The organism is Methanothermobacter sp. THM-1 (assembly GCF_009914355.1).
GTDB lineage: Archaea > Methanobacteriota > Methanobacteria > Methanobacteriales > Methanothermobacteraceae > Methanothermobacter > Methanothermobacter wolfei.
Genome location: NZ_CP044013.1, coordinates 1524230 through 1545765, shown reverse-complemented (window position 1 = coordinate 1545765; position 21536 = coordinate 1524230). Strand labels below are relative to the sequence as shown.

The window sequence follows — 21536 nt, the reverse complement described above, 5'->3', positions numbered from 1 at the left end:
TGGCCCCCATGTTTGCTCGGGAAGGTTCATTGAGGATCTCGTTGATATATGATGGATCGGGCGGTGATGTTGCCTGCAACCCGGCTTTAAGACCCTATATAGTGGGTGCTGATTGCAGGTTGATAGCGGAGCAGTCCCTCAGGGGAACCGTGATGCTTGAATTCGGGGGTTCAGGCCCCTCTGTCATGGTCACGGCAGGGGTTCATGGTAACGAGATACCACCCCAGGCCGCGGCCCTGAGGCTTGTGGAGTTTCTTGGATCTTCCAGGGTCAGGGGAAAGGTCTATCTGGTGCCCTTCGCTGCGCCATGGTCAACAATGAGGAACAGCCGTTGGTTCCATGGGATGGACCTTAACAGGTCTGCAGATGTTGATGGGTCAGTTACAAACATGCTGTTCCGGATCGCCAGGAAGCTGGGGGTTGATGCCGTAGGGGACTTCCATTCAACGGCACCAGGCAGCAGGCCGGGAGTGGAGGGAGTGTTCTGTTCAGATGAACCGGAACCACGGAGCCGGGACATTGCAGAGTATATAACATCCAGGACATCATCAAGGCTCCTGTGTTATGAAAGGGCATCATCACATTACAGGGGGGCCCTTGAGGATGAATGCAACCTTGCAGGAATCCCCGCGGTGACATGTGAGGTTCTATCTGAGAACGGAGCCATAAGGGAGGGTAGCGTGGAGAGGTCACTGCTCCAGATGAAGCTCTTCCTGGAGTGCATGGGTATCGGGATCATGAGGTGAGCTAATGTCTTCCTACAGGCAGCACGGACTTCTATCTATACTGATGGCCATACCCTTCTTTCAGGCTGTTTTTCCCCTGGCCCTTGCACTCATAGGGGCCATGGTGCCTGATATGGATCATGAGGTTAAATCAGGTAATGTTTCAACGGCATTCCTCATCGGCCTTGTGATTTTCATGGTGTTTTACATTCTGGGGCTTCCCTATATTGCAGGAATAGCCCTCATGGACCTTGCACTCATATTCTATCTCTCAAGGCACAGGGGCTTCACCCATTCCATCCTGGGTGCATTCATACTTTCAGCATGCCTCACCGTATTTGTCTTATCCATTTTCTTCCTTCTCAGATCCTTCGGTGTTGATGAGAGAGGTTCAGTTGCGGTTATATTGATTTCTCTGGGCTTCATAATTCTTAACAGGGCTCTGATTCTTCCCTTCATCCTTTTAACGGTAATCGGTGTCTTCCTAACACCATTCCCTGTCATGAACCTTTACACCATTATGGGGCCCTTTCTTCTGGGGTTTCTGAGTCATGCTGTACTTGATTCCTTCACACCATCTGGGGTCAGGTTCATGAGGCCCTTTTCAGGGAGGACCTTCAGGAAGGGGTTCGGTGTTTCGGTCCTTTTACTCTGGGGGGCTGCGGCCGTTTATTACATTATCTTCTAGTCCATTTCCCTGGGCACTGGCAGCCCCCATCACATGAATGGACCCGGATATCCCGTAGTCATGATTTTAAACTTTTTATTACGATTTATATAGAAAACTTTATATTATCATAAATAATCATGTTAATTGTTGGTAATTAAAAGGGAAGGGAGCTAATATAAATGTTTATCACAAGGATTCTGTATGGTATCGCCTACTTCATCGTCCTGATATTTGAAATACTCAAAGCAACCATCGACGTGGCGGCAAGGACACTCACAGGGAACGTGAAGCCGGTTATCGTTGAAATAGAGACGGTACTGGAAAGACCGGTCTCTCAGACAGTACTTGCAAACAGCATAACCCTCACACCAGGAACACTGTCCGTTGACCTTGACTCTGAAGGCAGGGTGCTGAGGGTTGCAGCAATCTATCCACGGGAGAAGGAGGATATAATACCATTCGAACCTTACATTAAGGGCATGCTTGAATAGGGGGTTTTTAATGGGTTTACTGATAGTCTCAGAGTATGTTCTCATGGCATCGCTTGCAGTATTCAGCATAGCAGCCGTCAGGATAGCCACAAGGAAAAGTATAGGCATGGGTCTCGTGGGTATCTCAGGACTCAGCATCGCCATTGCAACACTCCTTATACTCATAAACAGGGTCTACGGAATCGGGTTCTGTCGTGATATTGCATATGCACTGGTCCTTCTCGGACCCGTGGGTACAATAGCCTTTGCAAGGGTTCTCAGGGGTTGATATTATGGATTTAATCATTATTATACGGCCGGTGATTCTCCTAGCATCCTCAATACTGATCATACTGGCTGCCGTGGGGATACTCAGATTTAAGGATGATATTGAAAGGGTGCTCTATGCAAGGATACACATACTCGGCATCGCGGATGTTGCATGCATACTGGCTCTCCTTGTCCTGGGGGAACCACTACTTGCACTGACATACTTTGTCCTTGTCCCCTTTGTTTCACATGCCATAGCAAATGCCCATTACCATGGAGAGGGTGATTGAATGATTGAGTACGTAATAATGATCATAGCGGTACTGGGAGCGGTCCTTGCCCTGCTTCAGAGGGACCTGCTCAAGGCAGCCATACTCACAGGTGTACCGGGGGCTGCAATAGCGGCCCTCTACCAGATCCTCCTGGCACCTGATGTTGCCCTTACACAGGCAATTGTGGGATCAGCCATCATACCGGTATTCTTTGCCCTGGCGGTTTACAGAACAATGAGAATGGAGGAAGAATAAATGTTGCTCTCTCTACAGCTTGCATCATTTTTCACTGCAGCCAGCCTCATGGTCCTCGGCGCGGTTGCGGTGATATTCATAGACAACCTCATAAAGAAGGTCATAGCCCTTTCCTTCATAGCCGACGGTGTTAACCTCTTCCTGGTCACCCTGGGCTACAGGGAGGGGGGAATAGTCTACATTTATCTACCTGGAATGTCATCTGCATGGTTTGCCCAGCATGCATCATATCCCCTGCCCTTCGCACTTGTACTCACAAGCATAGTCATCGGGGCAAGCACGCTGGCGGTCATGCTCGGCATAATAATAATACTCTACCAGAAGCATGGCACCATAAGCGCATCAAGGGTGCTTGAAGACTGATAATCATGAAGAAGGTGCTTGAGGAATGTTTAAAATCATAAAGATAAAGGGTGAGGAGTTATGAATCCACTTATACCTGTCATGGTAGTTTTACCGATTCTATGCGCGCTTCTCCTGAACCTGCTCCACGGGAAGGATAGAAGCGTTAAGGCACTTGCAATCATAACAGCACTTCTCCTGCCGATCATACCATTAATTGCAGGTTACGGCGTCCATTATTTCGGAGGCTACGCCCCCCTGTCCGAGAACCCATCGATAGCTTCGGGCCTCCCATCATCACTGGCATCATCATACCTTTATTCATTCCACCCTGCAATAACATACGTCTTTGGAAGCCCCCAGAAGATATTCCTCCTTGTATTATCCATAGTGGCCTTCCTGGCGGTCCTGACATCAATGAACGAGGTTAAACGACCATCAGGAGTCTACGCCTTCCTCATGTTCATGGGGACGGCGGCCGTAACAGCAGTTGTCCTCACTGACGACATATTCAACCTCTACGTCTTCTTTGAGATAGCTGCCCTTGCACAGGTGGGGGTGATACTCTGCTCCGGTGTGGAGAGGAACTATGAAACAGCCCTCAAATACATGCTAATAGGGGGGGTTGCGGCCCCAATGCTTCTACTGGGCGTAGCCATACTCCTGGGTATAACAGGAAATGTTAACATATCAGACATAGTTTTCTCACTGAGGAACGGAATCGTGGACCCTGCAAATCCACTATTCCTCCTGGCATCGTCACTCCTAATCTTCGGATGGCTCTACGGTACAGGTCTACCACCGTTTCACACCATCAAATCAGCGGTGTACAGCAGGGCCCTCCCCCATGGAGCCTCACTCCTCCAGGCCTTCTCGGTGTTCACATTCACGGCCCTTGCCATCGTGATACTCAGGATGTTCTACTACCTCCCCATCGTAAGGTGGGCCATGGTCTTCTTCTCCCTGGCAGGCATGGTCCTTGGGATAACCATGGCCCTCATGCAGACAGACCTCAAGAGGATGATAGGTTTCCTTGCCGTCGGTGAACTAGGATACATAGGCATAGGCATCGGCCTCGGTACGGCAATGAGTATAACCGCTGGACTCTTCCAGGCCATCAACGAGGCCCTTATAACAGCATGCATCTTCCTGGGCTTCGGCACCATACTCTACATGACCGGAAAATCAGATACAGAGGAGCTGGGTGGACTGATGAAATACAGGCCGGGACTCGCTGGCCTTGTGATGCTATCAGGGTTCATAATGGCCGGTGTGCCGCCCTTCAACGTATTCCAGAGCAAACTCCTCCTGATACAGTCCGCCATAAAGGCTGGAGTCCCTGAACTTGGAGTTATAATGATACTCCTCAGCATAGTCACTTTCATGACCTTCATGAGGGCCTTTTATTCGGTCTACCTCAAGCCGGAACCGCGGGGGATGAAGGTCGAGTCAGATTCGGTGCCATGGACAACGGTCCTTTCAATCACCGTGCTTATTATCATATGCACGGTCCTGGGGCTACTGCCATGGATAGCAACCTCACAGTTCACTGGAATTGCACAGGGTCTTATAATATGAGAGGGGATTCTATGAGCTTCTACAACGAGATTATTGAAAGGATAAGGAAGGTTACAGAGAAGGATAGGGTGACCAACATTTCAGCTTCAACAGCACTGACTGCTGAGATAACGGTCATAGCCAGCGTCCTGATTGCGGTGATAATGCTGAGAAAGATAAACTTCATCCTGATGGTGGTGGCGGTCCTGATACTCGCCCCGGTCCTCCTGACATCGGTTCCATTATCAGCAAGGCTCAGGGAGGAACAGGGGGACGGTTTCAGCAGGATGATATTCTACGTCCTCATGACCCTCGGGATAATGGTCTCAATATTCTACTGGGGTGGTTCAGGTGTCTGATTCCCTGAGGAACCTAATGGCCACGGTGGCCCTTGGACTCTTTGGAGTGACGCTCTTTGACGCCATCATAGACTTCAGCAGGATAATAAACCCTGGGATCAGCCAGATATACAATTACCTGGGCACCAGCATAGCCCCGAACATGGTCACGGTGGTTGTGTTTGACTGGAGAGCCTACGATACACTTGGAGAAGCACTTATACTCGTAACCGCAGTGCTTGTAACCCTGCTGGTCTTCGGGAGAGGCAGGGTTCAGCTGGGGGAAAAATAATGGTATGCGCATGGAGGGAAAATGAATGAGCACAATACTTAAGATATTCGCATTCCCGGCAGCAATGCTTATAATGTGCCTCGGGATTCTCACAATACTCGGAGGTCATATAACACCTGGAGGAGGCTTCCAGGGAGGTGCAATGATAGCAGCAGGATTCATATTCTGCGCGGTTGTATACGGGATTGAGAAGAGCCCCTTCCAGTTCTCCCATGAGTTCATGTCTGCAATGGAGAGCATAGGAGCACTGGGATACGTTGGCCTCGGACTCTGCGGGCTGCTCTTCTCAGGTTTCTTCCTGTATAACCTTGGAGTTGACCTCTACGGCATCACACCCGCTGTCAGCAGATTCTTCAACTATCCAGATCCTGTAAATGCCGGAATAATACCCTACCTGAACATAGTTGTTGGACTCAAGGTCCTGGTGGGGCTCAGTGCAATAGTGATCACATTCATGGAGTTCAGGGGGTGAAGGGTCCGGTGAATAGGGGAGTTCAGGCCTCTCCCGGAATAGGATTTAATGGTTTTGATGAGGGATTATAATGTTCAGGGATATTTATAAACACAGTACACGTAAAGGGGAGCAGGGAGGGATGATTTAAATGTTTCCAGGTCCGGTGATCTTCGGATTCCTACTCGGCCTGATACTTGGAAGCAGAATAAGGGAAGACATGTTCCCTGCATCATCATACCTGGTGGTGCTGGTGGTCCTTGTCCTTGTGGCATGGAATCTGGGGCCCTTCCCATACTACACGGATCTGCCCATCGCCACGGGATTCGTAGCTGCAGTACTGGGTATAATGACTGGTAAAATCTTATTCAGACGCTAATCAGGTTATGAGGTCATCATCATGTTTATATCAACGGGAAAATGCGAGGGACTCGGGGAATGTGTTAAGGCATGCCCGACAAAGGCCATAAGGATGATTGATGGGAAGGCCTTCAGCTGCATAACCTGCGGTGCATGCATGGAGGCATGTCCCAACAAGGCCATACGGAGGAACAGGTACGGAGGATACTTTGTAGACAGGGCAAAATGCAATGCCTGCGGTATATGTGAAAGGACATGCCCAGTGAACAGCATAAAAATAGAGGATGGAGTAGTATGGGGGATATGCGCCAGGTGCGGGCTATGCGTTGACTCATGCCCCCTGGGGGCACGCGTGGACGCATTCGATCTTATAGAGGACAGGCAGCTCCAGTTCCTGGAATCACTCAACCTTGCAGTCAGGCCACCGGTTAAGAGAAGGCCGGTGAAGCATGAAGCATCAAGGGTGAACGTGGTCACAGACACCGACAGGTGCACCCTCTGCAGGAGATGCCAGTACTACTGCCCAACAGGCGCCATAATCGTGGAAACCGATACTGAGAGTGTATGTACAGAGTGCCGTGTCTGCCAGGACGTCTGCCCTGTCGGCGCAATAGAGGACCTTGAAATAGACCCTGAAAAATGCACACTCTGCCTCAAATGTCTCAGGGAATGTCCTAGCAGGGCAATCTACCTTGATGACTTCGCGGTTAAGATCAGGAAGTCCCCTGAAGGGGCAGCTGGCAGCATAGTCTCCTGCCTGAACTGCGGCCTCTGCGCAGAGAGGTGTGAGAGGGGAGCCCTCAGGATGGTTGATGGTAAACTCCGCCATGACCCAACACTCTGCAGGGACTGTGAGGATGAACCATGCCTGGACGTCTGCCCTGTAGGAACACTCCGGATGGTTGATGGTGAGCTCAGGGGTTACTGTGTCTCATGCGGGCGCTGTGTGCAGGCCTGTGACGTCAGTGAAGCCCGAAGCTTCAGAACGGTTAAATGGGATGGTTCGGTGTCAGAAGACTGCATATCCTGCGGTATATGTGCCGAGATATGCCCTGAGGATGCCATAACCCTCAGGAGGGGTTCAATAGAGGTTGACACTGACCACTGCATACTCTGTGAGAAATGCGGAATCCACTGCCCTGCGGATGCCATACCACGAACAACCATGAGGAAGAGGAGGATTAAGGAAGGATTCACCCTTATAGATCCAGGGCTCTGCATAGGATGCGGGCTCTGCATGGAGCTATGCCCCGAGGATGCCATATCCCGGGATGAGGATGGAAGGATGATTGTTGATGATGATAAATGCATATACTGCGGTGCATGTTCAAATATATGCCCTGCAAGGGCCGTGATCTTTGAAAGGGAGTTCGATGAGAGAAAGGTGAGCTAGATGAAGAATATTCTAAGGATAATGCTGGAGGGTTCATACACGAACCTCAAGAGGATCCTCTTCGCCGCCGACAGGGTAACCGACATGGAGTTGAGGAGGAGAATCCTTGAGGGGAAGGTGCAACCGGAACCAAAGGTTGCGGAGGTTCCATGTATAGGATGCGCAGGATGCTCCAACGCATGCCCGACAGGTGCTGTTGAAATGAAGGACCTTGATGAACCCGTTGAGATAGCCGAGGGACTGGTGAAGACACAGATACCCGTAATCAACAGTGAAAAATGTGTCCACTGCTACTACTGCCACGACTTCTGCCCCCTCTACGCCCTCTTCGGCCAACCAGGGACCATACACCCCAATGATGTAGGTGAGGTGGAATTCGATGCAGGGGAAGTCATCCAGAAACCCGTTAAGATATCCGAGGATAAAATCAAATTCATAGCACAGTTCCTGGCTGATAGGAGCATCATAGAGAGGAAAAACTCACTCCTGGAGGCAGGTAAAGGATTCAGGTGATTCTTATGGGTCTCAAATCATATTCAAGGGCAAGGGCGGTACATGCAATGCTGGTATACACCGGGGGCTGCAATGGCTGCGACATAGAAATTGTGAACGCGGTCCTATCCCCCAAATATGATGCTGAACAGTACAAGATATTCCTCACCTGGAACCCCAGAGAGGCCGATGTCCTGATAGTCACGGGTCCGGTGACAAAACAGAACGAGGAACCACTCAAGGAGATATACAATGCAATACCAGAACCGAAGGCCGTTATAGCAGCAGGAGCCTGCGCCCTTATGGGCGGAGTATACAGGAACATCCACGGGGACATACCATCAGAGGAGATAGCAGGACCCGTTGACAGGGTCATCCCTGTGGATGCCAGGGTGCCGGGCTGTGCTGTCAGACCCGAGGACGTCCTTGCAGGGGCGGTGGCGGCACTCCCAAAACTTCTGGAAGCAAAATAAGATTCTGTAGATTTCCGGGATAAAAACAGGGAGATGATCTGATAAAGCTTATCAAGGTGCTTTTATGGATAGAAAACAGGAGATAATAGAAACCGAAATAACGATGGGGACGGTGCACTCAGCTGCAATAGAACCCTACCGTGTGAGGCTCTTCGTCGAGGATGAAATCGTCAGGGACGCGGAGATCACGGTTGGAGTCAACCACAGGGGCATCGAACGGATAATGGAGGGACTGCCGGTTGAGAAGGCCAACAGCCTCACGGAGAAGGTCTGCGGCATCTGTTCAGGGGTGCACCTCTGGAATTCAGTCCTCGTGGCTGAGAAGGGACTTGAAATAGACATACCTGAAAGGGCATCCTACATAAGGATCATCGTGGGGGAACTTGAGAGGATCCACAGCCACCTCCTCTACCTGGCCCATGGAAACGAGGTCCTAGGCCATGAAACATTCTCAATGAGACTCTTCTATATAAGGGAGACCGTAATGGAGCTTTTAAGGCTCATAGGGGGCAACAGGGTCCAGTACGGCGTCCCGATAATCGGTGGTGTGAGGCCAAGGGCGGACCTCACCGAGATGAAGATAAAGGGGATACTTGAGGGCCTTGATGAGATCGAGGAGAATCTAGCTGCATTCGCAGAGAGGTTCACAGCCGACCCCATGATAATGTCCCGTATAACAGGGGTCTGCCCCATAAGCAGGAAGGACGCCCTGAGGTTACATGTAACAGGCCCGACCCTGAGGGCAACAGGGGTTGAATTTGATCTCAGACGTGAAATGGAGTGCTACGACCCCTTCGAATTCGATATCATAACACAGGATGATGGTGATGTTAAGGCGAACCTCCTGATGCGCGTCCTTGAAATCTTCGAGTCAATAAAGATCCTGAGGCAGGCTGTAAGGGACCTGCCAGATGGAAGGGTTGCTGACAGGAGCTGGGAGATGCAGGATACAGGTGTTGTGAAGAGCTATGTGGAGGCTCCCAGGGGAAAACTCTACCACTCCTATGCAATTGAGGATGGCCGCGTCAGGAGTTCCATAATCAGAACACCCTCAATGTCAAATATAGGGGCCATGCAGTACGCCTGCATAGGACACCACATCACAGATGCCCAGCTGGGAATAGTGCAGTGCGACCCCTGCTTCACATGCACTGACAGGGCAATTGAGATAATAAGGCTTTAGGTGATGGAATGGAACCGTTATACTCTCTTTCAGCTGTTTTAGGCACGATCATCCTGGGCCTCATAGTCAGTCTATGGCTCCCGGGTATTGAAAGGAAATTCGTACATGCAAGGATACAGCAGAGGATAGGGCCGCCGGTCTCAAGCCCGGGACTGATGGCAGCCCTTAAATTCTTCTACAAGAAGACCATAGAACCATGCTCACCACTCCCAAGGCTCTACAACTCCCTCCCCCTCATAGGATTCATATCAGCCCTCCTGATACTCCTGTTCCTCATACCCCCAATGTACAGCCTGGCGGGACTTGCAAGCCTCGTTGCATTTGTGGGTTTCCTCAAGATAGAGGAGGTCATATACGTCTTCATGGGGTCACTGTCAAGGTCCGTCATGTCACTGAGGATGCCCTTCCCTGACCTTGCAAGGGGGGCCAAGCACCCGGATGTCCAGAGGTACTTCCTTGAGGACCTGAGTTCCATGAGGGCATTCCGTCTGATAGCCTTCGGATCATTCCCCATCTACATAGCAATCTTCGTACCCGCAGTCATGGCAGGGAGCATATACCTCAGGGACATTGTGGCCTACCAGGCAACCCACGGACCGGTTCTTTTCTCAGTGGCGGGCGTCATCGGTGCGGTGGTGTTCTTCATAGGTTACATGATACTCCTCAACGAGTACCCCTTCGCAATCCTCAAGACCAAGGCGGATGTTATAGAGGGACCCTACATGGAGTACGCGGCAAAGTACAGGGCCTTTGTCTATATAACCAGGGGTTTCCTCATGTTCACCCTGGGGTGCCTCTTCTCAGCACTCTTCCTTGGAGTGCCACCCAACATAATGGACTGGGATATACTAATCAACATAGCGGTCGCGGTACTTTTCCCGGTGTTGATGGCCATATTCAGCGCCTTTGCACCAGTATTCACATATAAACAGTTCTATCCGGTGACAGCCGCAGCATCGGTTCTGGGTGTACTGGCACTGCTCGTAGCGTTTGTCTAGGAAGGTGATACTGATGAAAATAGTTATAAGACCCCACCACATGATAAGCCTTGGAGGATACATAGTTGAACTTGAATTCCCCTACCGGAACCTTATAGTCGTAAACCCCACCGATGAACATATAAAGATAGAGGTGCCTGTCTTTAATGAGGAATGGATAGAGGAGCACAGGAGCCTTGGACTTAAAATAGTCCCTGTGGGTGAAGATGATAACTACCTGCGCCTCTGGAGGAGGGAGAAGGCCCTCCTGGAGTCCGGTAACAAGTGATCATGATGAGTTCGGTCGCCATAAGCATAAGGACCCTTGAACGGCCAGGCGTCCTCAGTGAAATAACGGGTATGCTGGCAGCCAGGGGGATAAACATCACATACGCCCACCTTTACGTTGAGAGGGATGGTTACGGGTCCATATACATGGAACTTGAGGATATAGATGATGTTGATGGGCTGGTTGAGGAGATAAGGTCCTCCAGGACCGTTGTTGATGTGAGGATTCACAGGTCCCTTGAAAAGATATACGGTAAGAGGATAATCATAATAGGGGGAGGGGCGCAGGTATCCCAGGTTGCCATGGGAGCCATCAGTGAGGCGGACCGCCATAACATAAGGGGTGAGAGGATAAGCATCGACACCATCCCCCTCGTGGGTGAGAAGGAGCTTGCAGAGGCCGTAAGTGCGGTGGGGAGGCTCCCCAGGGTGGCTGCACTGGTCCTTGCAGGTTCACTCATGGGTGGCGCCATCACGGAAGCCGTTGAAAGGGTTAAGAGGGAGCATGACATCATCGTCATAAGCCTCAACATGCCAGGAAGCGTCACCGGCGCCGCCGACATTGTTGTAACCGACCCTATACAGGCAGGGGTTATGAGTGTTATGGCGGTGGCCGATACCGCTGTCTTTGACATTGAGAAGGTGAGGGGTAAAAGGTTTTAATGAAAAAGGCATCCCGGCCTTAGGGGATAATAAAAATTAAAAATAGGGTTCTAGCTCATCTCAATGGCCCTTATAAGTTTACTTGCAGCGTTTTTGAGTTCGGTGTCCTTTATATCCCCGCTTTCCCTTATCTTGAGGGCAAGCTCAAGGACCTTTGAGACGTCTGATGGCTTGAGGTTCTCTGCCATTTCAAGGTATGTCTGATCCTCCTTATCGAGCTCCTCCTTCTTCTGGGCGGCCAGTTCAAGGAGAACACGGCAGCTGCTCATAACATCCGGGCTGTCAAGGTTCTCACATTTTTTAAGAAGTTCCTCCTTCATCATATCACCATTCTAATTTATGTTCCAATCATTATTTATATTTATATTTTCATTTTTTCATCAGATGATGATGTTTTTATTCCTTCATTGGCCTTAAGGCACGTGATTGTGTTCTTCCATGATTTTTCCCGGAGGAGGTGCAGTGCTTCACTATCCCATTCAGGACTGATCCTCCCCGAGGCATTCATCTGAGAGACCGCATTTTTCACACCTGGACGGCTTTACATCCACGGAGGGAACCTCACCATCCTCGATTATCTTCCTTATCTCATCAAGGACATCGAAGAGGCACTCCCTTCTCCGGTAATCCGTTACAACCGTGCGTCTTTCTGCCAGGGGTATGTAGTCTATGAAGGATACCAGGCTCTCGGTTTCGAATTCCCTTTCAACCAGGAGGGCCTGGGCCGTGAGCTCGAGGCTGTCAGATGGCCAGGCACCACCTGCAGGGGGCAGCACACCCTTAATCTTCACAGGGTAATGGTGGCCGTCGATTATCTCCATGTTCACACGACCATAGAGCTCCAGGGAGGGATCATGGATGGTGTAGTCCCTTATGAATGGCGGGAATATCCTCCTGGCAACCCTCTCCCCAGGGGCCCCCATCAACTCCATGGCACCTGTTATCCTGAGGGCCGCTGATCTCACCTGAAACTTCATGGTATCCATCACCTTCTCCCTGACCCCTCCCTCAAGGCCATTAAGTATCCTTTCAAGGTCCCCCATAAGGAGGCCCTCAACCTCCCCTGGATCCGTCCCTGGCTGGAGCTTCCTTGCACGGGACTCTGCAGCCAGTCTGAAGTCAAGGTAGGCGTCCCTTATGGCCATGGCTTCATGGTTGAAGGGGCTCCTTATGCCAAGGAACTCGGTGAGGTACAGCTTCATCGGACAGAACATGAATTCAGAGATGCATGAGACGGATACAGCCATCTTTTCACCACAATAATTATTAATTTATTACACACGCCTAAAAAAAAATTAGAGTATCCTGAGGCTCAGAGGTTCACCCATCACCCATTCCATCTCCATGATTTCGGAGAGGGCCCTCTGGAGGTCCCCCTCCATGGTACTGTGGGTTACAATGTATATGGGGACCGTTTCACCCTCAACGGCACCCCTCTGGGTCACCGATTCAATGCTTATACCATGCCTGCTGAAGGCACCTGCCATTTCATGGAGGACCCCTGGCCTGTCAACCGCTTCAAGCCGGATGTAGTATCTTGAAGTGGTTCTTGAGAACTCCCTCACTGATTTAACGGCTTCAAACCCAGGACCCATGGGTATCCTCTTCTCAGGGTTTATCACTATGTCCATGCAGTCAGCAACAACGGCACTTGCAGTGGCCCTCCTCCCGGCGCCCTTACCATAGAACATCACGGGTCCTGTGAAGTCCCCCTCAATGTATATTCCATTATAAACTCCTGTAACGGATGAGAGGAGGTGGTCTGCAGGTACAAGGGCGGGCATAACCCAGAGTTCCAGTTCCCCATCCTCAAGCCGGGCGGCTGCAAGCAGCCTGACGGTATGGTTGAGTTCTTCAAGGGCGTATTCAATGTCATGCCTCTTTATATTGCTTATACCCATGACATGGAGTTTCTCTTCAGGTACGTAGACTCCAAAGCCCAGGAGGGTCAGTATTATCAGTTTCTGTGCCGTGTCATGACCCTCAATATCAAATGTGGGGTCCCTTTCAGCGTACCCCAGCCGCTGGGCTTCCCTCAGAACCTCCTCAAATTCACATCCCTCAGAGGCCATCCCTGTGAGGATGTAGTTGGCTGTACCGTTGATTATCCCGTAAATCGACTGTATCCTGTTGGCTGCAAGGGATTCGTTGAGTGCCTTGAGGACGGGTATGCCTCCACCCACACTGGCCTCAAATGCAACCCTCACCCCCTTCTCACTGGCCGCTGACATTATCTCATCCCAGTGCCTGGCAAGGAGGGCCTTGTTGGCGGTTACCACATGCTTACCATTCTCGATGGCCCTCAGGATGAAGCTGCGGGCAGGCTCGTATCCGCCTATGAGTTCTATGACGATGTCTATATCAGGATCCTCGAGTATATCATCAGCATCGGTTGAGAGTTTTTCAGGGTCTATCTCCACCCCCCGGGGTGTTTCAATGTCAAGGTCAACTACCCTTTTGAGTTCAACCTTTCTCCCGGTCTTCCTGTTGATGAGTTCCTGGTTCCTGTTAAATATCTCCACCACACCGGCGCCTATGGTTCCAAATCCTATAAGTCCCACCTTCACACTAAAACCTCCATATTACATAATCACATCATAAGTATTAATATTTTTATATTTTGAGTTCCTTCAGTTTTATGAACTCATCCTCAGCCTCACGGCTGGTGCCGACAACCACCCGGTAGCCATCATTCCTTCCTGTGAACCTTTCAAGTTTGCCCCTGGCCAGGATCCTCTCACCCTCCCTTGCCTGGCCAGCGTAGGTGTGTGTGAATGAGACAACCTCAGTGATTTCAACTCCGGGTCCCTCAAGGACCCTCACGTCTTCCACAAGGTACCTTGCAGGGTTATCAAAGGCTTCAAGGGCGTCACTGACCGTGCATTCAACCGTGATCCTACCGCAGGGTTCATATTTTGTATCTGCCCATGAACCACCTATCTCATCCCACTCCCTTGCTGCAAGTATGTCAAAGAGGGTGCCGTCAACGGTCCCCCTGTTGTTCTTCCGCATCTCATACCAGCAGAATTCCCTGAAGCTGAGGGTTTCATCAACTATCCGCTTCCTGTAGACCCTCATCCAGAATGATTCATCAAGGCCCTTCAATGGCCCCTCCTGACTCTCCCTGAGTTCTCCGAAGGCATCAAGGGCCCGTCTGTGGTTCTTAAGCCCGTAAACCACAAAGTCGATGTCAGAGTTTTCAGGGTCGTGGAGTCCGGGGAGGATGGACCCTGAAACACCCATACTCCTGTAGGGGATCCCTGCATGGTCATGGAGGGCGTCTGCGATCTTAATGACCTTTAAAAGCAGAGGATCGGAGGCATCTTCCATTATCTCACGTAGCCGGGCGTCCGGTCGGAGTATCCTTTCCACAAGGTCCCGGGGCACGCCCATCATGAGAACACCGAGTTCATGGTAGTGGTGCAGGTACCCTGGGTGGTGCTCCCCAAGGAACCTGTAGGCTCCCTCAGAGTTCACCTTTGAGTATCTTGATGAGTCCAGTGATCTTTCACCCTCTTCATCGGGTATGTACCGTAAAAATGAGATGATCCTGTCATCTGGATGGAGGTAGGATGTCACCGCAAAGAAAAGATCATCCATGGTATGTATGAAGTCACGGATTCGGGATCTCATAGATAAATAAATGTTGGGTGGAATTATAAATCTTTTCATATGATTCTGATGAGAATTGAACCAGGAAAGGATCTGATGGAGGAACTGGTGGCGCTCCCCCATGAGGGCGCCATCGTATCAGGCATTGGAAGCCTCCATGGAGCCAGGATAAGGACGGCGGATGAGAGTAAAGTGATGGTCAGGGGCCCCCTTGAGATGGTCTCACTCCAGGGGACGGTAACAGGCTACGGCGTCCACCTACACATCGCAGTTGCAGACTCCCGGGGGAGGATGACAGGAGGCCACCTCATGGGGGACTGCAGGGTGAGGACAACAGCTGAGGTGGCCATGATACCATATCAGGGTAAGATGCTCAGGGTAAGGGACCGGAGGACAGGATACAGGGAGCTTATGGTACTTGACTGAAATGGTAGATCTATATATGATCATAATCAGAGATAGGAAATGGTGATTTGATGATATATGAACACCTTGAGGAGCCACTCCTCTATGATGGGAGTCAGATAGAGCCTGTCTGGGCACTGAGTGAACTGGGTATAAAGGGCTCGAGTATAATAACATGGATCGGTCCGATGGATGTGAGGGATATAGTTGACTATGAGGACCTTGACCTTGAAATAAAGGCCGGGGAGGCCCTGCACTTCATCGTCGAGCACTTCGATGAGCAGCCATCAAGCCTGAGGCTTGCATACCACAGGCAGAGGATACTCGTGATGCTCCTGAAGGAGGAACTCTCAAGGGAGGGCTTTGATACAAGGAGGGATGGCGACGACCTCTACATAGGATCATCAAAGCTCACGGTCTCAATTGCCACGGCATCCATATCCAGCATGAAGATACACCTTGGCGTTAACCTCCACCGTGAGGGGACGCCCGATGATGTTGAAACCGTGGGACTCCTTGATGAGAAACCTGAGCTTGGAATGGACGGCGTTGTAAGGATAGCTGAGAACGTTGCAATGGCATACATCCATGAGCTTGATTCCATTGAGGAGGACATCTGCAAGACAAGGGTTTTCTGATTAGGGTGAACTGATCTCATGAGGATCGTTATGGATTAATCTGATGTGATATGATGAAGATCGTTATAAACGGTATACACGCCAATTTAAGGTTTTCGGCAGCCCACATGATACCCGAACATGAGTCATGTGGCTGCATACACGGCCATTCCTACATAGTTGATGTGAAGGTTGAGGGAAAGAGGTCAGGGAAGCACGGCTTCGTGGCTGACTTCAAGGATGTTAAGGGTATAGTGAGGGAGATGTGTAAGAAACTCGACCATAAATTACTGATACCCCTTAAAAGTCCACTTATAAACTTTGCATCAACCGACAGGGACGTTAAATTTGAAATTGCAGGTAAGAGGTACAGCATACCCTCCGAGGACTGCTGCCTCCTTGAACTTGAATCCACATCTGCAGAGGAGCTCTCAAGGTACTTTGCATCAGCCCTCTTCAGGAGGCTCAGTGAAAAATATGAAATATCCTCCGTGGAGGTCTGTGTGAATGAGGGTATAGGCCAGGGAGCCCTTTACACTATTTCAAGGTGAGGGTATAGATGAAGGCACCCATCATGGAGGTATTCAGCAGCATACAGGGTGAGGGCCTGCTCATGGGAAGGAGGCAGATATTCGTAAGGTTCGCCGGCTGCAACCTCAGCTGCAACTACTGCGACACGCCCGAGAGCAGGGACGCCTCCAGCGGAGAAAGGGTTTCAGTTGAAGAACTCCACGAGACCGTGAAAGGCCTTATAACTCCTGACTTTCACTCATTAAGCATCACCGGAGGCGAACCACTGCTTTACCCGGAATTTATAGAGGAATTTCTTGACGGATCCCCCTACAGTGCTCTGCTTGAGACGAACGGTTCTCTGCCAGAGAATGCCCGGAGGATAGCACACCTCTTTGACCACGCCTCGGTGGATATAAAAACACCTGAACATTTTTCAGAAGATACCCGTGGAGATAGTACTAAATCCGATATATCCTGGTCCCGTGACATCATTGACCGGGAGATTCAAGTCGTAAACATATTAATATCAAAAGGTGCAAATACATACTGTAAGGTGGTTGTGATGCCCACCACCAGGGCGGATTACATAGGGAATCTGGCTAAAAGGCTCCGTGAAGACGTTGATGAACCAGAAAAACTTTCAATGGTCATACAGCCATGCAGTTCCCCTGGAGGATGGGCAGGAAACACTCCTCGCCTGCTGGAAATGTCTCAGGAAGCCGGAAAGTATATGGATGTGTATGTGATACCCCAGATGCACAGGGCCCTGGGCCTTAGATAGGAGGTTTTACATATGGAGATGGAAACAAAGGTTACAGTCCATGATGCCATGACATCGAATGTCATAACAGCCGACCCTGGCATCAGCGTTGCAGAAGCAGCAGCAATAATGACAGAGAGAAAGGTCGGGAGCATCATCGTGAAGAGCAACTCAGAACCTGAAGGACTCATAACAGAGAGCGACATCATAAGGAAGGTGGTTTCCAAGGATTTAAGGGCCAGTGAAGTTAAAATCGGCGAGGTAATGAGCAGGAACCTGATAAGCATAGAACCTGAAAGGGAACTCAGCGAAGCAGCAAGGCTGATGGCCAAGAACAGCATAAGGAGACTCCCTGTTGTGAAGGACGGTGCCCTTGTAGGTATACTGACATCCTCTGATGTGATGATAGTGGCGCCGGAACTCACGGATATCCTTGTGGAAAACGCGAGGATGGAGGAGAACAGGGCTCAGATATCTGAGGACGGCCCTTCGGTTCCTGGTGTGTGTGAGGTCTGCGGCAACTATGAGGAGTACCTTGAGGAGTATGATGGTAAATACGTATGTGAGGAGTGTAAAGAGGACTTAGAGGGTGAATAATTTGTTTGTAAAAGACGTGATGACGTTAAATCCCGTCTCAGTCTCACTTGAAACTGCTGCCACCAGAGTAAGATCTATTTTAAGGGACGAAGACTTCAGATGCGTCCCTGTAGTTGAGGGAGATAAACTCAGGGGTCTTATAACAAGGGGTGATGTCCTGAACATCACCGCAACCAAGTCCAATATTGAGGCACGGGGGATAATGGAGAAACCAAGGGTTATCCTGACGCCTGAAATGGATATAATGAAGGCTGGAGAGGATATCCTCAGGGCGGGTGAGATACAGGCACCTGTGGTTGAGTCCACCGATAACATGAAACTTGTGGGGATAGTGAGTGTCATAGACATAATCTCAGGGTTCCTTGATAATGGCTATGAACCAAAGAGGAACCCTGTTGAGAATATAATGACCACCAGAACCGTAACCTGCGAACACAGCGATCCACTATCAGCGGTCTGGGACAGGATGGATGAATCCGGATTCTCAGGGCTTCCTGTAATGAAGGATGGTAAACTGATAGGCATCATAACAAGGAAGGACCTCATAAGGTATGGTCATGCAAGGATAGGCAGGGAATCCGGTGATGTGAAGTCTGTGGCCGTTGAGAAGATAATGAAGACACCCACGGTTGCCATAACACCCGACGAGTCCACTGAAAGGGCTGCTTTTCTAATGGTGGAGAGGGACATAGGCAGGATTCCGGTTGTGGAGGACCCTGTTTTTGTCAAGTCCGACCCTGACATGGTTAAGGAAGGCCGCCTTGCAGGGATAGTTTCCAGGGAGGACGTCCTGCAGGCATACATCAAGTGAACCGGTGCCTTCATGAGACCTGAAAGCCCCATCATCCAGAAATTAATTTTTATGATGAATAGAATGATATGTAATAACGATACTTACTCATGTAAGTATATCTCCCAGAGAGGTGTGTGAATGAGAAAAAAAGACACCATAAACCTGGTAAAGTCTAGGGACCGTGGTCCCGTTGAATTCGAAAGCAGAAACTTCGACCACGAAGGCGATGTCATGGCAATCGCCAGAAAGGAAGTGGTCTCAGTACCCCAGACAGCCACCATTAAGGAAGCAGCAGAGATAATGGTTAAGAACAAATTCAGGAGGCTTCCCATAACCAACCCAGGGACAGGGAAGCTCCAGGGAATCGTAACGGCCATGGATATCCTGGACTTTTTAGGTGGGGGAGATAAGTTCAGAATCCTTGAGGACAAGTATGATGATAACTTCCTGGCGGCGGTCAACGAACCCGTTAAGAGCATCATGACAAGGGAAGTCCTCTACGTAACCAGCAAGGACTCAATATCAGATGCGGTGAGCCTCATGCTTGAAAACAGCGTAGGGGCCCTGCCTGTTGTTGACCATGATGAGAAAATCACAGGTATAGTATCTGAGAGGGACTTCGTACTCCTCATGGCAGGAGTTTTCAACGACGAACTCACAGAGGACCACATGACATCAAGGGTTATCAAAACAACCCCAGGAACACCAATAGAGGGCGCCTCAAAGATAATGGTGAGGAACAGGCTCAGGAGGATCCCGGTTATAGGTGAGGAAAGGAAAACACCACACCCAGAGGAGGATAAACTTGTGGGCATGGTGACATCAACTGACATCCTGGAATTCCTGGGTGAAAACAGGGCCTTCAACAGCATGAAGACCAACAGTGCAAATGAGGTCCTCGCAACACCCGTAAATGAAATAATGGAGACAGAGGTCTGCACGGTCACATCCACCACACCCCTGGGAAGGGTCTGCGAGATCATGGAGAAGCATGGCATCGGGGGACTCCCCGTCGTTGACTACGGAAACCTGACAGGAATGATAACAGAAAGCGATTTACTGAGGGCAATAGCAGGATGATGGAGGTGGAAACATGGACATCAGGAGTATAATGAGCGAGGACCCGGTGGTCATGGAGGACACACAGCAGGTTGCATATGCAAGGAACCTGATGCTCAGGAACGGGATAAGCAGGGTTGTGGTGGTGGACCCTGACGGGAAACCCGTGGGCATCGTGACGGAAACAGACATAACAAGGAAACTGAAGGTCAGGGGACCGGCATGGAGGAGAAGGCCGATAGATAAAATATCAATAAGGAGGGTCATGAACGAGAACCCCATCAGCATTGATGTAAATGACACGCCCCGTGACGCCGCAGACCTCATGCTGAAAAACAGGGTGGGTTCACTCCTGGTAATGGACGGGGATGAACTTGCAGGCATAATAACCAAGAAGGACCTTCTAAGGTTCTTCAAGGACAGATGCGCCGGCAGATGGAAGGTCAGGGACCTCATGACAGGTGATGTTAAAACGGTAACAGAGAACCACACCATCTCCCATGTCATAGGCATCATGGAGGAAAACGACATCTCAAGGGTTGTTGTAACCAGGGATGGTGGTGTTGCAGGGATAATAACCTCTGAGAACCTTTCATTTGCAACATTCGAGGATCCTGAGAAGGGAATACCCGTTGAGAAGGTTTACTTCATAAGAAAAACCTCAGAGGATAAAAGGAAGGTCAGAACGATATCCATGCTGACCGCAGGTGACATAATGACAGAGGATGTTATAACGGTGGACCCCTCTGCCGACGCCTCAGAGGCGGCCTCAATCATGCTTGAGAACAATATAAGCGGGCTGCCTGTGGTTGAGGACGATGAACTGGTGGGGATAATCACCAAGACGGATATAATAAGCGGAATCCAGTAGGGGTGGTAGAATGATAATTAAAAACCTCATGTCCACGGATCCTGTCTGCATCGACAAGGACCAGAACGTATGCGACGCCCTTCGCCTCATGGGTAAAAGGGATGTTTCAAGGCTCATAGTCATAAACACCAACAGTGACCATGAAAAGGAAATGGTGGGCATAGTTACAGAGAAGGACATAGCAATGAAACTCGGCTCATCAAGGTACGGTAACATGGCACCCTCCCACTTCCATGTCTCAACGGTCATGACCCCCGATCTTTTAACTGCAGATCCAGACATGGACGCGGGAAGCGCGGCAAGCATCATGCTTGAAAATAACATTGGAAGCCTCCCGGTTGTGGATGATGATGAACTCCTGGGAATCGTCACCAAGTCAGACCTCCTCGATGTATGCCGGGGGAAGGCCTACGATAAATACACTGCAGGGGATGTTATGAGCACGGAGATGATCACGGTAACCCCTGATGAGAGGCTCGTCCATGCAAGGAGGATGATGATCGACGCGGGCATTGGAAGACTGCCGGTGATGGATAACCAGGAACTTGCAGGTATACTGACAGCCAGTGACATGACCCGGGCGGTGATAAACTTCAGGAAGCTTGTCCCGGACAGACACAAACCCTCAAGGATAAGGAACCTCCTTGTTGGGGATGTGATGAAGCAGAACGTGGAGACGGTAGACGCCGAAACCCCTGTCACAGACATAGCCTCAATGATCCTGGAAAAGGGGTACGGGGGATTCCCTGTAACAGCTGAAGGTGAACTGGCAGGCATAATAACAAAGACGGACCTCCTGGATCTCATAGTTGAGATAGAGGGCGTCTTCTAACCCCCA

Annotated in this window: 32 protein-coding genes; 28 read left to right on the top strand and 4 right to left on the bottom strand. The window is 50.2% G+C overall.

Features of this window, described 5'->3' with window-relative positions:
* The first annotated feature begins 41 nt into the window (after nucleotides 1-41).
* From FZP57_RS08125 to FZP57_RS08035, 19 genes are all read left to right on the top strand, one after another.
* Nucleotides 42-746, top strand: a complete 705-nt coding sequence (locus FZP57_RS08125) for a succinylglutamate desuccinylase/aspartoacylase family protein (RefSeq protein ID WP_238337899.1) — start codon at nucleotides 42-44, stop codon at nucleotides 744-746.
* Between the two features lie 4 nt (nucleotides 747-750).
* Nucleotides 751-1413 carry a metal-dependent hydrolase gene (locus FZP57_RS08120; protein WP_074359510.1) on the top strand — a complete coding sequence of 221 codons (663 nt, stop codon included), beginning with the start codon at nucleotides 751-753 and terminating at the stop codon, nucleotides 1411-1413.
* Nucleotides 1414-1574: 161 nt separating this feature from the next.
* Entirely contained in the window at nucleotides 1575-1886 is a 312-nt protein-coding gene (locus FZP57_RS08115; RefSeq protein WP_074359509.1) for a monovalent cation/H+ antiporter subunit E, read from the top strand.
* Nucleotides 1887-1896: 10 nt separating this feature from the next.
* The gene (locus FZP57_RS08110) at nucleotides 1897-2154 is read left to right on the top strand and encodes a monovalent cation/H+ antiporter complex subunit F (protein WP_074359508.1); all 258 of its coding nucleotides are present in this window, start codon (nucleotides 1897-1899) and stop codon (nucleotides 2152-2154) included.
* 4 nt (nucleotides 2155-2158) lie between these two features.
* On the top strand, nucleotides 2159-2425 hold the full coding sequence (locus FZP57_RS08105) for a cation:proton antiporter (RefSeq protein ID WP_191216218.1): 267 nt from the start codon (nucleotides 2159-2161) through the stop codon (nucleotides 2423-2425).
* Nucleotides 2426-2662 (top strand): DUF4040 domain-containing protein, encoded by a 237-nt coding sequence (locus FZP57_RS08100; protein WP_084531284.1) that lies wholly within the window; start codon nucleotides 2426-2428, stop codon nucleotides 2660-2662.
* Entirely contained in the window at nucleotides 2663-3025 is a 363-nt protein-coding gene (locus FZP57_RS08095) for a cation:proton antiporter subunit C (protein WP_074359507.1), read from the top strand. It abuts the gene before it with no gap.
* A 60-nt stretch (nucleotides 3026-3085) separates the two neighbouring features.
* Nucleotides 3086-4582 carry an energy conserving hydrogenase EhbF gene (gene ehbF, locus FZP57_RS08090; RefSeq protein ID WP_074359506.1) on the top strand — a complete coding sequence of 499 codons (1497 nt, stop codon included), beginning with the start codon at nucleotides 3086-3088 and terminating at the stop codon, nucleotides 4580-4582.
* Nucleotides 4583-4593: 11 nt separating this feature from the next.
* Nucleotides 4594-4920, top strand: a complete 327-nt coding sequence (locus tag FZP57_RS08085) for an energy-converting hydrogenase B subunit G, EhbG (RefSeq protein ID WP_074359505.1) — start codon at nucleotides 4594-4596, stop codon at nucleotides 4918-4920.
* Nucleotides 4913-5191, top strand: a complete 279-nt coding sequence (locus FZP57_RS08080; RefSeq protein WP_074359504.1) for an EhbH — start codon at nucleotides 4913-4915, stop codon at nucleotides 5189-5191. Before FZP57_RS08085 ends, FZP57_RS08080 begins: the two co-directional genes overlap by 8 nt.
* 25 nt (nucleotides 5192-5216) lie before the next feature.
* Complete coding sequence (locus FZP57_RS08075) at nucleotides 5217-5663, top strand: MnhB domain-containing protein (RefSeq protein WP_191216217.1); 447 nt, start codon at nucleotides 5217-5219, stop codon at nucleotides 5661-5663.
* Nucleotides 5664-5793: 130 nt separating this feature from the next.
* A complete protein-coding gene (locus FZP57_RS08070) occupies nucleotides 5794-6021 on the top strand; it encodes an energy-converting hydrogenase B subunit J (RefSeq protein WP_074359502.1) in 228 nt (75 codons plus the stop codon).
* 21 nt (nucleotides 6022-6042) lie between these two features.
* Nucleotides 6043-7395, top strand: a complete 1353-nt coding sequence (locus tag FZP57_RS08065) for a 4Fe-4S binding protein (protein ID WP_074359501.1) — start codon at nucleotides 6043-6045, stop codon at nucleotides 7393-7395.
* Nucleotides 7396-7908, top strand: a complete 513-nt coding sequence (locus FZP57_RS08060; protein WP_074359500.1) for a 4Fe-4S dicluster domain-containing protein — start codon at nucleotides 7396-7398, stop codon at nucleotides 7906-7908.
* A 5-nt stretch (nucleotides 7909-7913) separates the two neighbouring features.
* Nucleotides 7914-8360 (top strand): NADH-quinone oxidoreductase subunit B family protein, encoded by a 447-nt coding sequence (locus FZP57_RS08055; RefSeq protein WP_191216216.1) that lies wholly within the window; start codon nucleotides 7914-7916, stop codon nucleotides 8358-8360.
* A 64-nt stretch (nucleotides 8361-8424) separates the two neighbouring features.
* Nucleotides 8425-9543 carry a nickel-dependent hydrogenase large subunit gene (locus tag FZP57_RS08050; protein WP_074359498.1) on the top strand — a complete coding sequence of 373 codons (1119 nt, stop codon included), beginning with the start codon at nucleotides 8425-8427 and terminating at the stop codon, nucleotides 9541-9543.
* A gap of 8 nt (nucleotides 9544-9551) precedes the next feature.
* Entirely contained in the window at nucleotides 9552-10541 is a 990-nt protein-coding gene (locus FZP57_RS08045) for a respiratory chain complex I subunit 1 family protein (RefSeq protein ID WP_074359497.1), read from the top strand.
* A 13-nt stretch (nucleotides 10542-10554) separates the two neighbouring features.
* Complete coding sequence (locus tag FZP57_RS08040; protein ID WP_074359496.1) at nucleotides 10555-10809, top strand: energy-converting hydrogenase B subunit P; 255 nt, start codon at nucleotides 10555-10557, stop codon at nucleotides 10807-10809.
* Nucleotides 10810-10814: 5 nt separating this feature from the next.
* On the top strand, nucleotides 10815-11471 hold the full coding sequence (locus tag FZP57_RS08035; protein WP_191216613.1) for a DUF5612 domain-containing protein: 657 nt from the start codon (nucleotides 10815-10817) through the stop codon (nucleotides 11469-11471).
* 50 nt (nucleotides 11472-11521) lie between these two features.
* Here the strand turns inward: FZP57_RS08035 and FZP57_RS08030 are convergent, their stop codons facing one another.
* The 4 genes from FZP57_RS08030 to FZP57_RS08015 form a co-directional block, all read right to left on the bottom strand.
* Complete coding sequence (locus FZP57_RS08030) at nucleotides 11522-11791, bottom strand: hypothetical protein (protein WP_074359495.1); 270 nt, start codon at nucleotides 11789-11791, stop codon at nucleotides 11522-11524.
* Nucleotides 11792-11950: 159 nt separating this feature from the next.
* Complete coding sequence (locus tag FZP57_RS08025; protein WP_074359494.1) at nucleotides 11951-12718, bottom strand: Dna2/Cas4 domain-containing protein; 768 nt, start codon at nucleotides 12716-12718, stop codon at nucleotides 11951-11953.
* Nucleotides 12719-12766: 48 nt separating this feature from the next.
* The gene (locus FZP57_RS08020) at nucleotides 12767-14038 is read right to left on the bottom strand and encodes a homoserine dehydrogenase (protein ID WP_191216215.1); all 1272 of its coding nucleotides are present in this window, start codon (nucleotides 14036-14038) and stop codon (nucleotides 12767-12769) included.
* Between the two features lie 46 nt (nucleotides 14039-14084).
* The gene (locus FZP57_RS08015; RefSeq protein ID WP_074359492.1) at nucleotides 14085-15104 is read right to left on the bottom strand and encodes a DNA polymerase subunit beta; all 1020 of its coding nucleotides are present in this window, start codon (nucleotides 15102-15104) and stop codon (nucleotides 14085-14087) included.
* 48 nt (nucleotides 15105-15152) lie between these two features.
* On the opposite strand from FZP57_RS08015, the gene FZP57_RS08010 reads away from it, so the two are divergent.
* From FZP57_RS08010 to FZP57_RS07970, 9 genes are all read left to right on the top strand, one after another.
* Nucleotides 15153-15509 carry a PPC domain-containing DNA-binding protein gene (locus FZP57_RS08010; protein WP_238337897.1) on the top strand — a complete coding sequence of 119 codons (357 nt, stop codon included), beginning with the start codon at nucleotides 15153-15155 and terminating at the stop codon, nucleotides 15507-15509.
* Nucleotides 15510-15559: 50 nt separating this feature from the next.
* Nucleotides 15560-16126 carry a DUF366 family protein gene (locus tag FZP57_RS08005; RefSeq protein ID WP_191216214.1) on the top strand — a complete coding sequence of 189 codons (567 nt, stop codon included), beginning with the start codon at nucleotides 15560-15562 and terminating at the stop codon, nucleotides 16124-16126.
* 53 nt (nucleotides 16127-16179) lie between these two features.
* The gene (locus FZP57_RS08000; protein WP_074359824.1) at nucleotides 16180-16656 is read left to right on the top strand and encodes a 6-carboxytetrahydropterin synthase; all 477 of its coding nucleotides are present in this window, start codon (nucleotides 16180-16182) and stop codon (nucleotides 16654-16656) included.
* 8 nt (nucleotides 16657-16664) lie between these two features.
* On the top strand, nucleotides 16665-17399 hold the full coding sequence (locus FZP57_RS07995; RefSeq protein WP_074359489.1) for a 7-carboxy-7-deazaguanine synthase QueE: 735 nt from the start codon (nucleotides 16665-16667) through the stop codon (nucleotides 17397-17399).
* Nucleotides 17400-17411: 12 nt separating this feature from the next.
* A complete protein-coding gene (locus tag FZP57_RS07990; protein ID WP_074359488.1) occupies nucleotides 17412-17975 on the top strand; it encodes a CBS domain-containing protein in 564 nt (187 codons plus the stop codon).
* Nucleotides 17968-18786: a CBS domain-containing protein gene (locus FZP57_RS07985; protein ID WP_074359487.1), complete on the top strand. Its 819-nt coding sequence runs from the start codon at nucleotides 17968-17970 to the stop codon at nucleotides 18784-18786. The genes FZP57_RS07990 and FZP57_RS07985 overlap by 8 nt, the downstream gene beginning before the upstream one ends.
* A gap of 120 nt (nucleotides 18787-18906) precedes the next feature.
* Entirely contained in the window at nucleotides 18907-19848 is a 942-nt protein-coding gene (locus FZP57_RS07980) for a CBS domain-containing protein (RefSeq protein WP_074359486.1), read from the top strand.
* 13 nt (nucleotides 19849-19861) lie between these two features.
* Nucleotides 19862-20698, top strand: coding sequence for a CBS domain-containing protein (locus FZP57_RS07975; RefSeq protein WP_074359485.1), 837 nt, complete (start codon nucleotides 19862-19864; stop codon nucleotides 20696-20698).
* A 10-nt stretch (nucleotides 20699-20708) separates the two neighbouring features.
* The gene (locus FZP57_RS07970) at nucleotides 20709-21530 is read left to right on the top strand and encodes a CBS domain-containing protein (RefSeq protein WP_074359484.1); all 822 of its coding nucleotides are present in this window, start codon (nucleotides 20709-20711) and stop codon (nucleotides 21528-21530) included.
* The last annotated feature ends 6 nt before the right edge of the window (nucleotides 21531-21536 follow it).

Coding starts and splice junctions, on each gene's coding strand:
- FZP57_RS08120 (WP_074359510.1), top strand. CDS start 751: ATGTCTTCCTACAGGCAGCACGGACTTCTATCTATACTGATGGCCATA.
- FZP57_RS08115 (WP_074359509.1), top strand. CDS start 1,575: ATGTTTATCACAAGGATTCTGTATGGTATCGCCTACTTCATCGTCCTG.
- FZP57_RS08110 (WP_074359508.1), top strand. CDS start 1,897: ATGGGTTTACTGATAGTCTCAGAGTATGTTCTCATGGCATCGCTTGCA.
- FZP57_RS08105 (WP_191216218.1), top strand. CDS start 2,159: ATGGATTTAATCATTATTATACGGCCGGTGATTCTCCTAGCATCCTCA.
- FZP57_RS08100 (WP_084531284.1), top strand. CDS start 2,426: ATGATTGAGTACGTAATAATGATCATAGCGGTACTGGGAGCGGTCCTT.
- FZP57_RS08095 (WP_074359507.1), top strand. CDS start 2,663: ATGTTGCTCTCTCTACAGCTTGCATCATTTTTCACTGCAGCCAGCCTC.
- ehbF (WP_074359506.1), top strand. CDS start 3,086: ATGAATCCACTTATACCTGTCATGGTAGTTTTACCGATTCTATGCGCG.
- FZP57_RS08085 (WP_074359505.1), top strand. CDS start 4,594: ATGAGCTTCTACAACGAGATTATTGAAAGGATAAGGAAGGTTACAGAG.
- FZP57_RS08075 (WP_191216217.1), top strand. CDS start 5,217: ATGAGCACAATACTTAAGATATTCGCATTCCCGGCAGCAATGCTTATA.
- FZP57_RS08070 (WP_074359502.1), top strand. CDS start 5,794: ATGTTTCCAGGTCCGGTGATCTTCGGATTCCTACTCGGCCTGATACTT.
- FZP57_RS08065 (WP_074359501.1), top strand. CDS start 6,043: ATGTTTATATCAACGGGAAAATGCGAGGGACTCGGGGAATGTGTTAAG.
- FZP57_RS08060 (WP_074359500.1), top strand. CDS start 7,396: ATGAAGAATATTCTAAGGATAATGCTGGAGGGTTCATACACGAACCTC.
- FZP57_RS08055 (WP_191216216.1), top strand. CDS start 7,914: ATGGGTCTCAAATCATATTCAAGGGCAAGGGCGGTACATGCAATGCTG.
- FZP57_RS08050 (WP_074359498.1), top strand. CDS start 8,425: ATGGATAGAAAACAGGAGATAATAGAAACCGAAATAACGATGGGGACG.
- FZP57_RS08045 (WP_074359497.1), top strand. CDS start 9,552: ATGGAACCGTTATACTCTCTTTCAGCTGTTTTAGGCACGATCATCCTG.
- FZP57_RS08040 (WP_074359496.1), top strand. CDS start 10,555: ATGAAAATAGTTATAAGACCCCACCACATGATAAGCCTTGGAGGATAC.
- FZP57_RS08035 (WP_191216613.1), top strand. CDS start 10,815: ATGAGTTCGGTCGCCATAAGCATAAGGACCCTTGAACGGCCAGGCGTC.
- FZP57_RS08030 (WP_074359495.1), bottom strand. CDS start 11,791: ATGAAGGAGGAACTTCTTAAAAAATGTGAGAACCTTGACAGCCCGGAT.
- FZP57_RS08025 (WP_074359494.1), bottom strand. CDS start 12,718: ATGGCTGTATCCGTCTCATGCATCTCTGAATTCATGTTCTGTCCGATG.
- FZP57_RS08015 (WP_074359492.1), bottom strand. CDS start 15,104: ATGAGATCCCGAATCCGTGACTTCATACATACCATGGATGATCTTTTC.
- FZP57_RS08010 (WP_238337897.1), top strand. CDS start 15,153: ATGAGAATTGAACCAGGAAAGGATCTGATGGAGGAACTGGTGGCGCTC.
- FZP57_RS08005 (WP_191216214.1), top strand. CDS start 15,560: ATGATATATGAACACCTTGAGGAGCCACTCCTCTATGATGGGAGTCAG.
- FZP57_RS08000 (WP_074359824.1), top strand. CDS start 16,180: ATGAAGATCGTTATAAACGGTATACACGCCAATTTAAGGTTTTCGGCA.
- FZP57_RS07995 (WP_074359489.1), top strand. CDS start 16,665: ATGAAGGCACCCATCATGGAGGTATTCAGCAGCATACAGGGTGAGGGC.
- FZP57_RS07990 (WP_074359488.1), top strand. CDS start 17,412: ATGGAGATGGAAACAAAGGTTACAGTCCATGATGCCATGACATCGAAT.
- FZP57_RS07980 (WP_074359486.1), top strand. CDS start 18,907: ATGAGAAAAAAAGACACCATAAACCTGGTAAAGTCTAGGGACCGTGGT.
- FZP57_RS07975 (WP_074359485.1), top strand. CDS start 19,862: ATGGACATCAGGAGTATAATGAGCGAGGACCCGGTGGTCATGGAGGAC.
- FZP57_RS07970 (WP_074359484.1), top strand. CDS start 20,709: ATGATAATTAAAAACCTCATGTCCACGGATCCTGTCTGCATCGACAAG.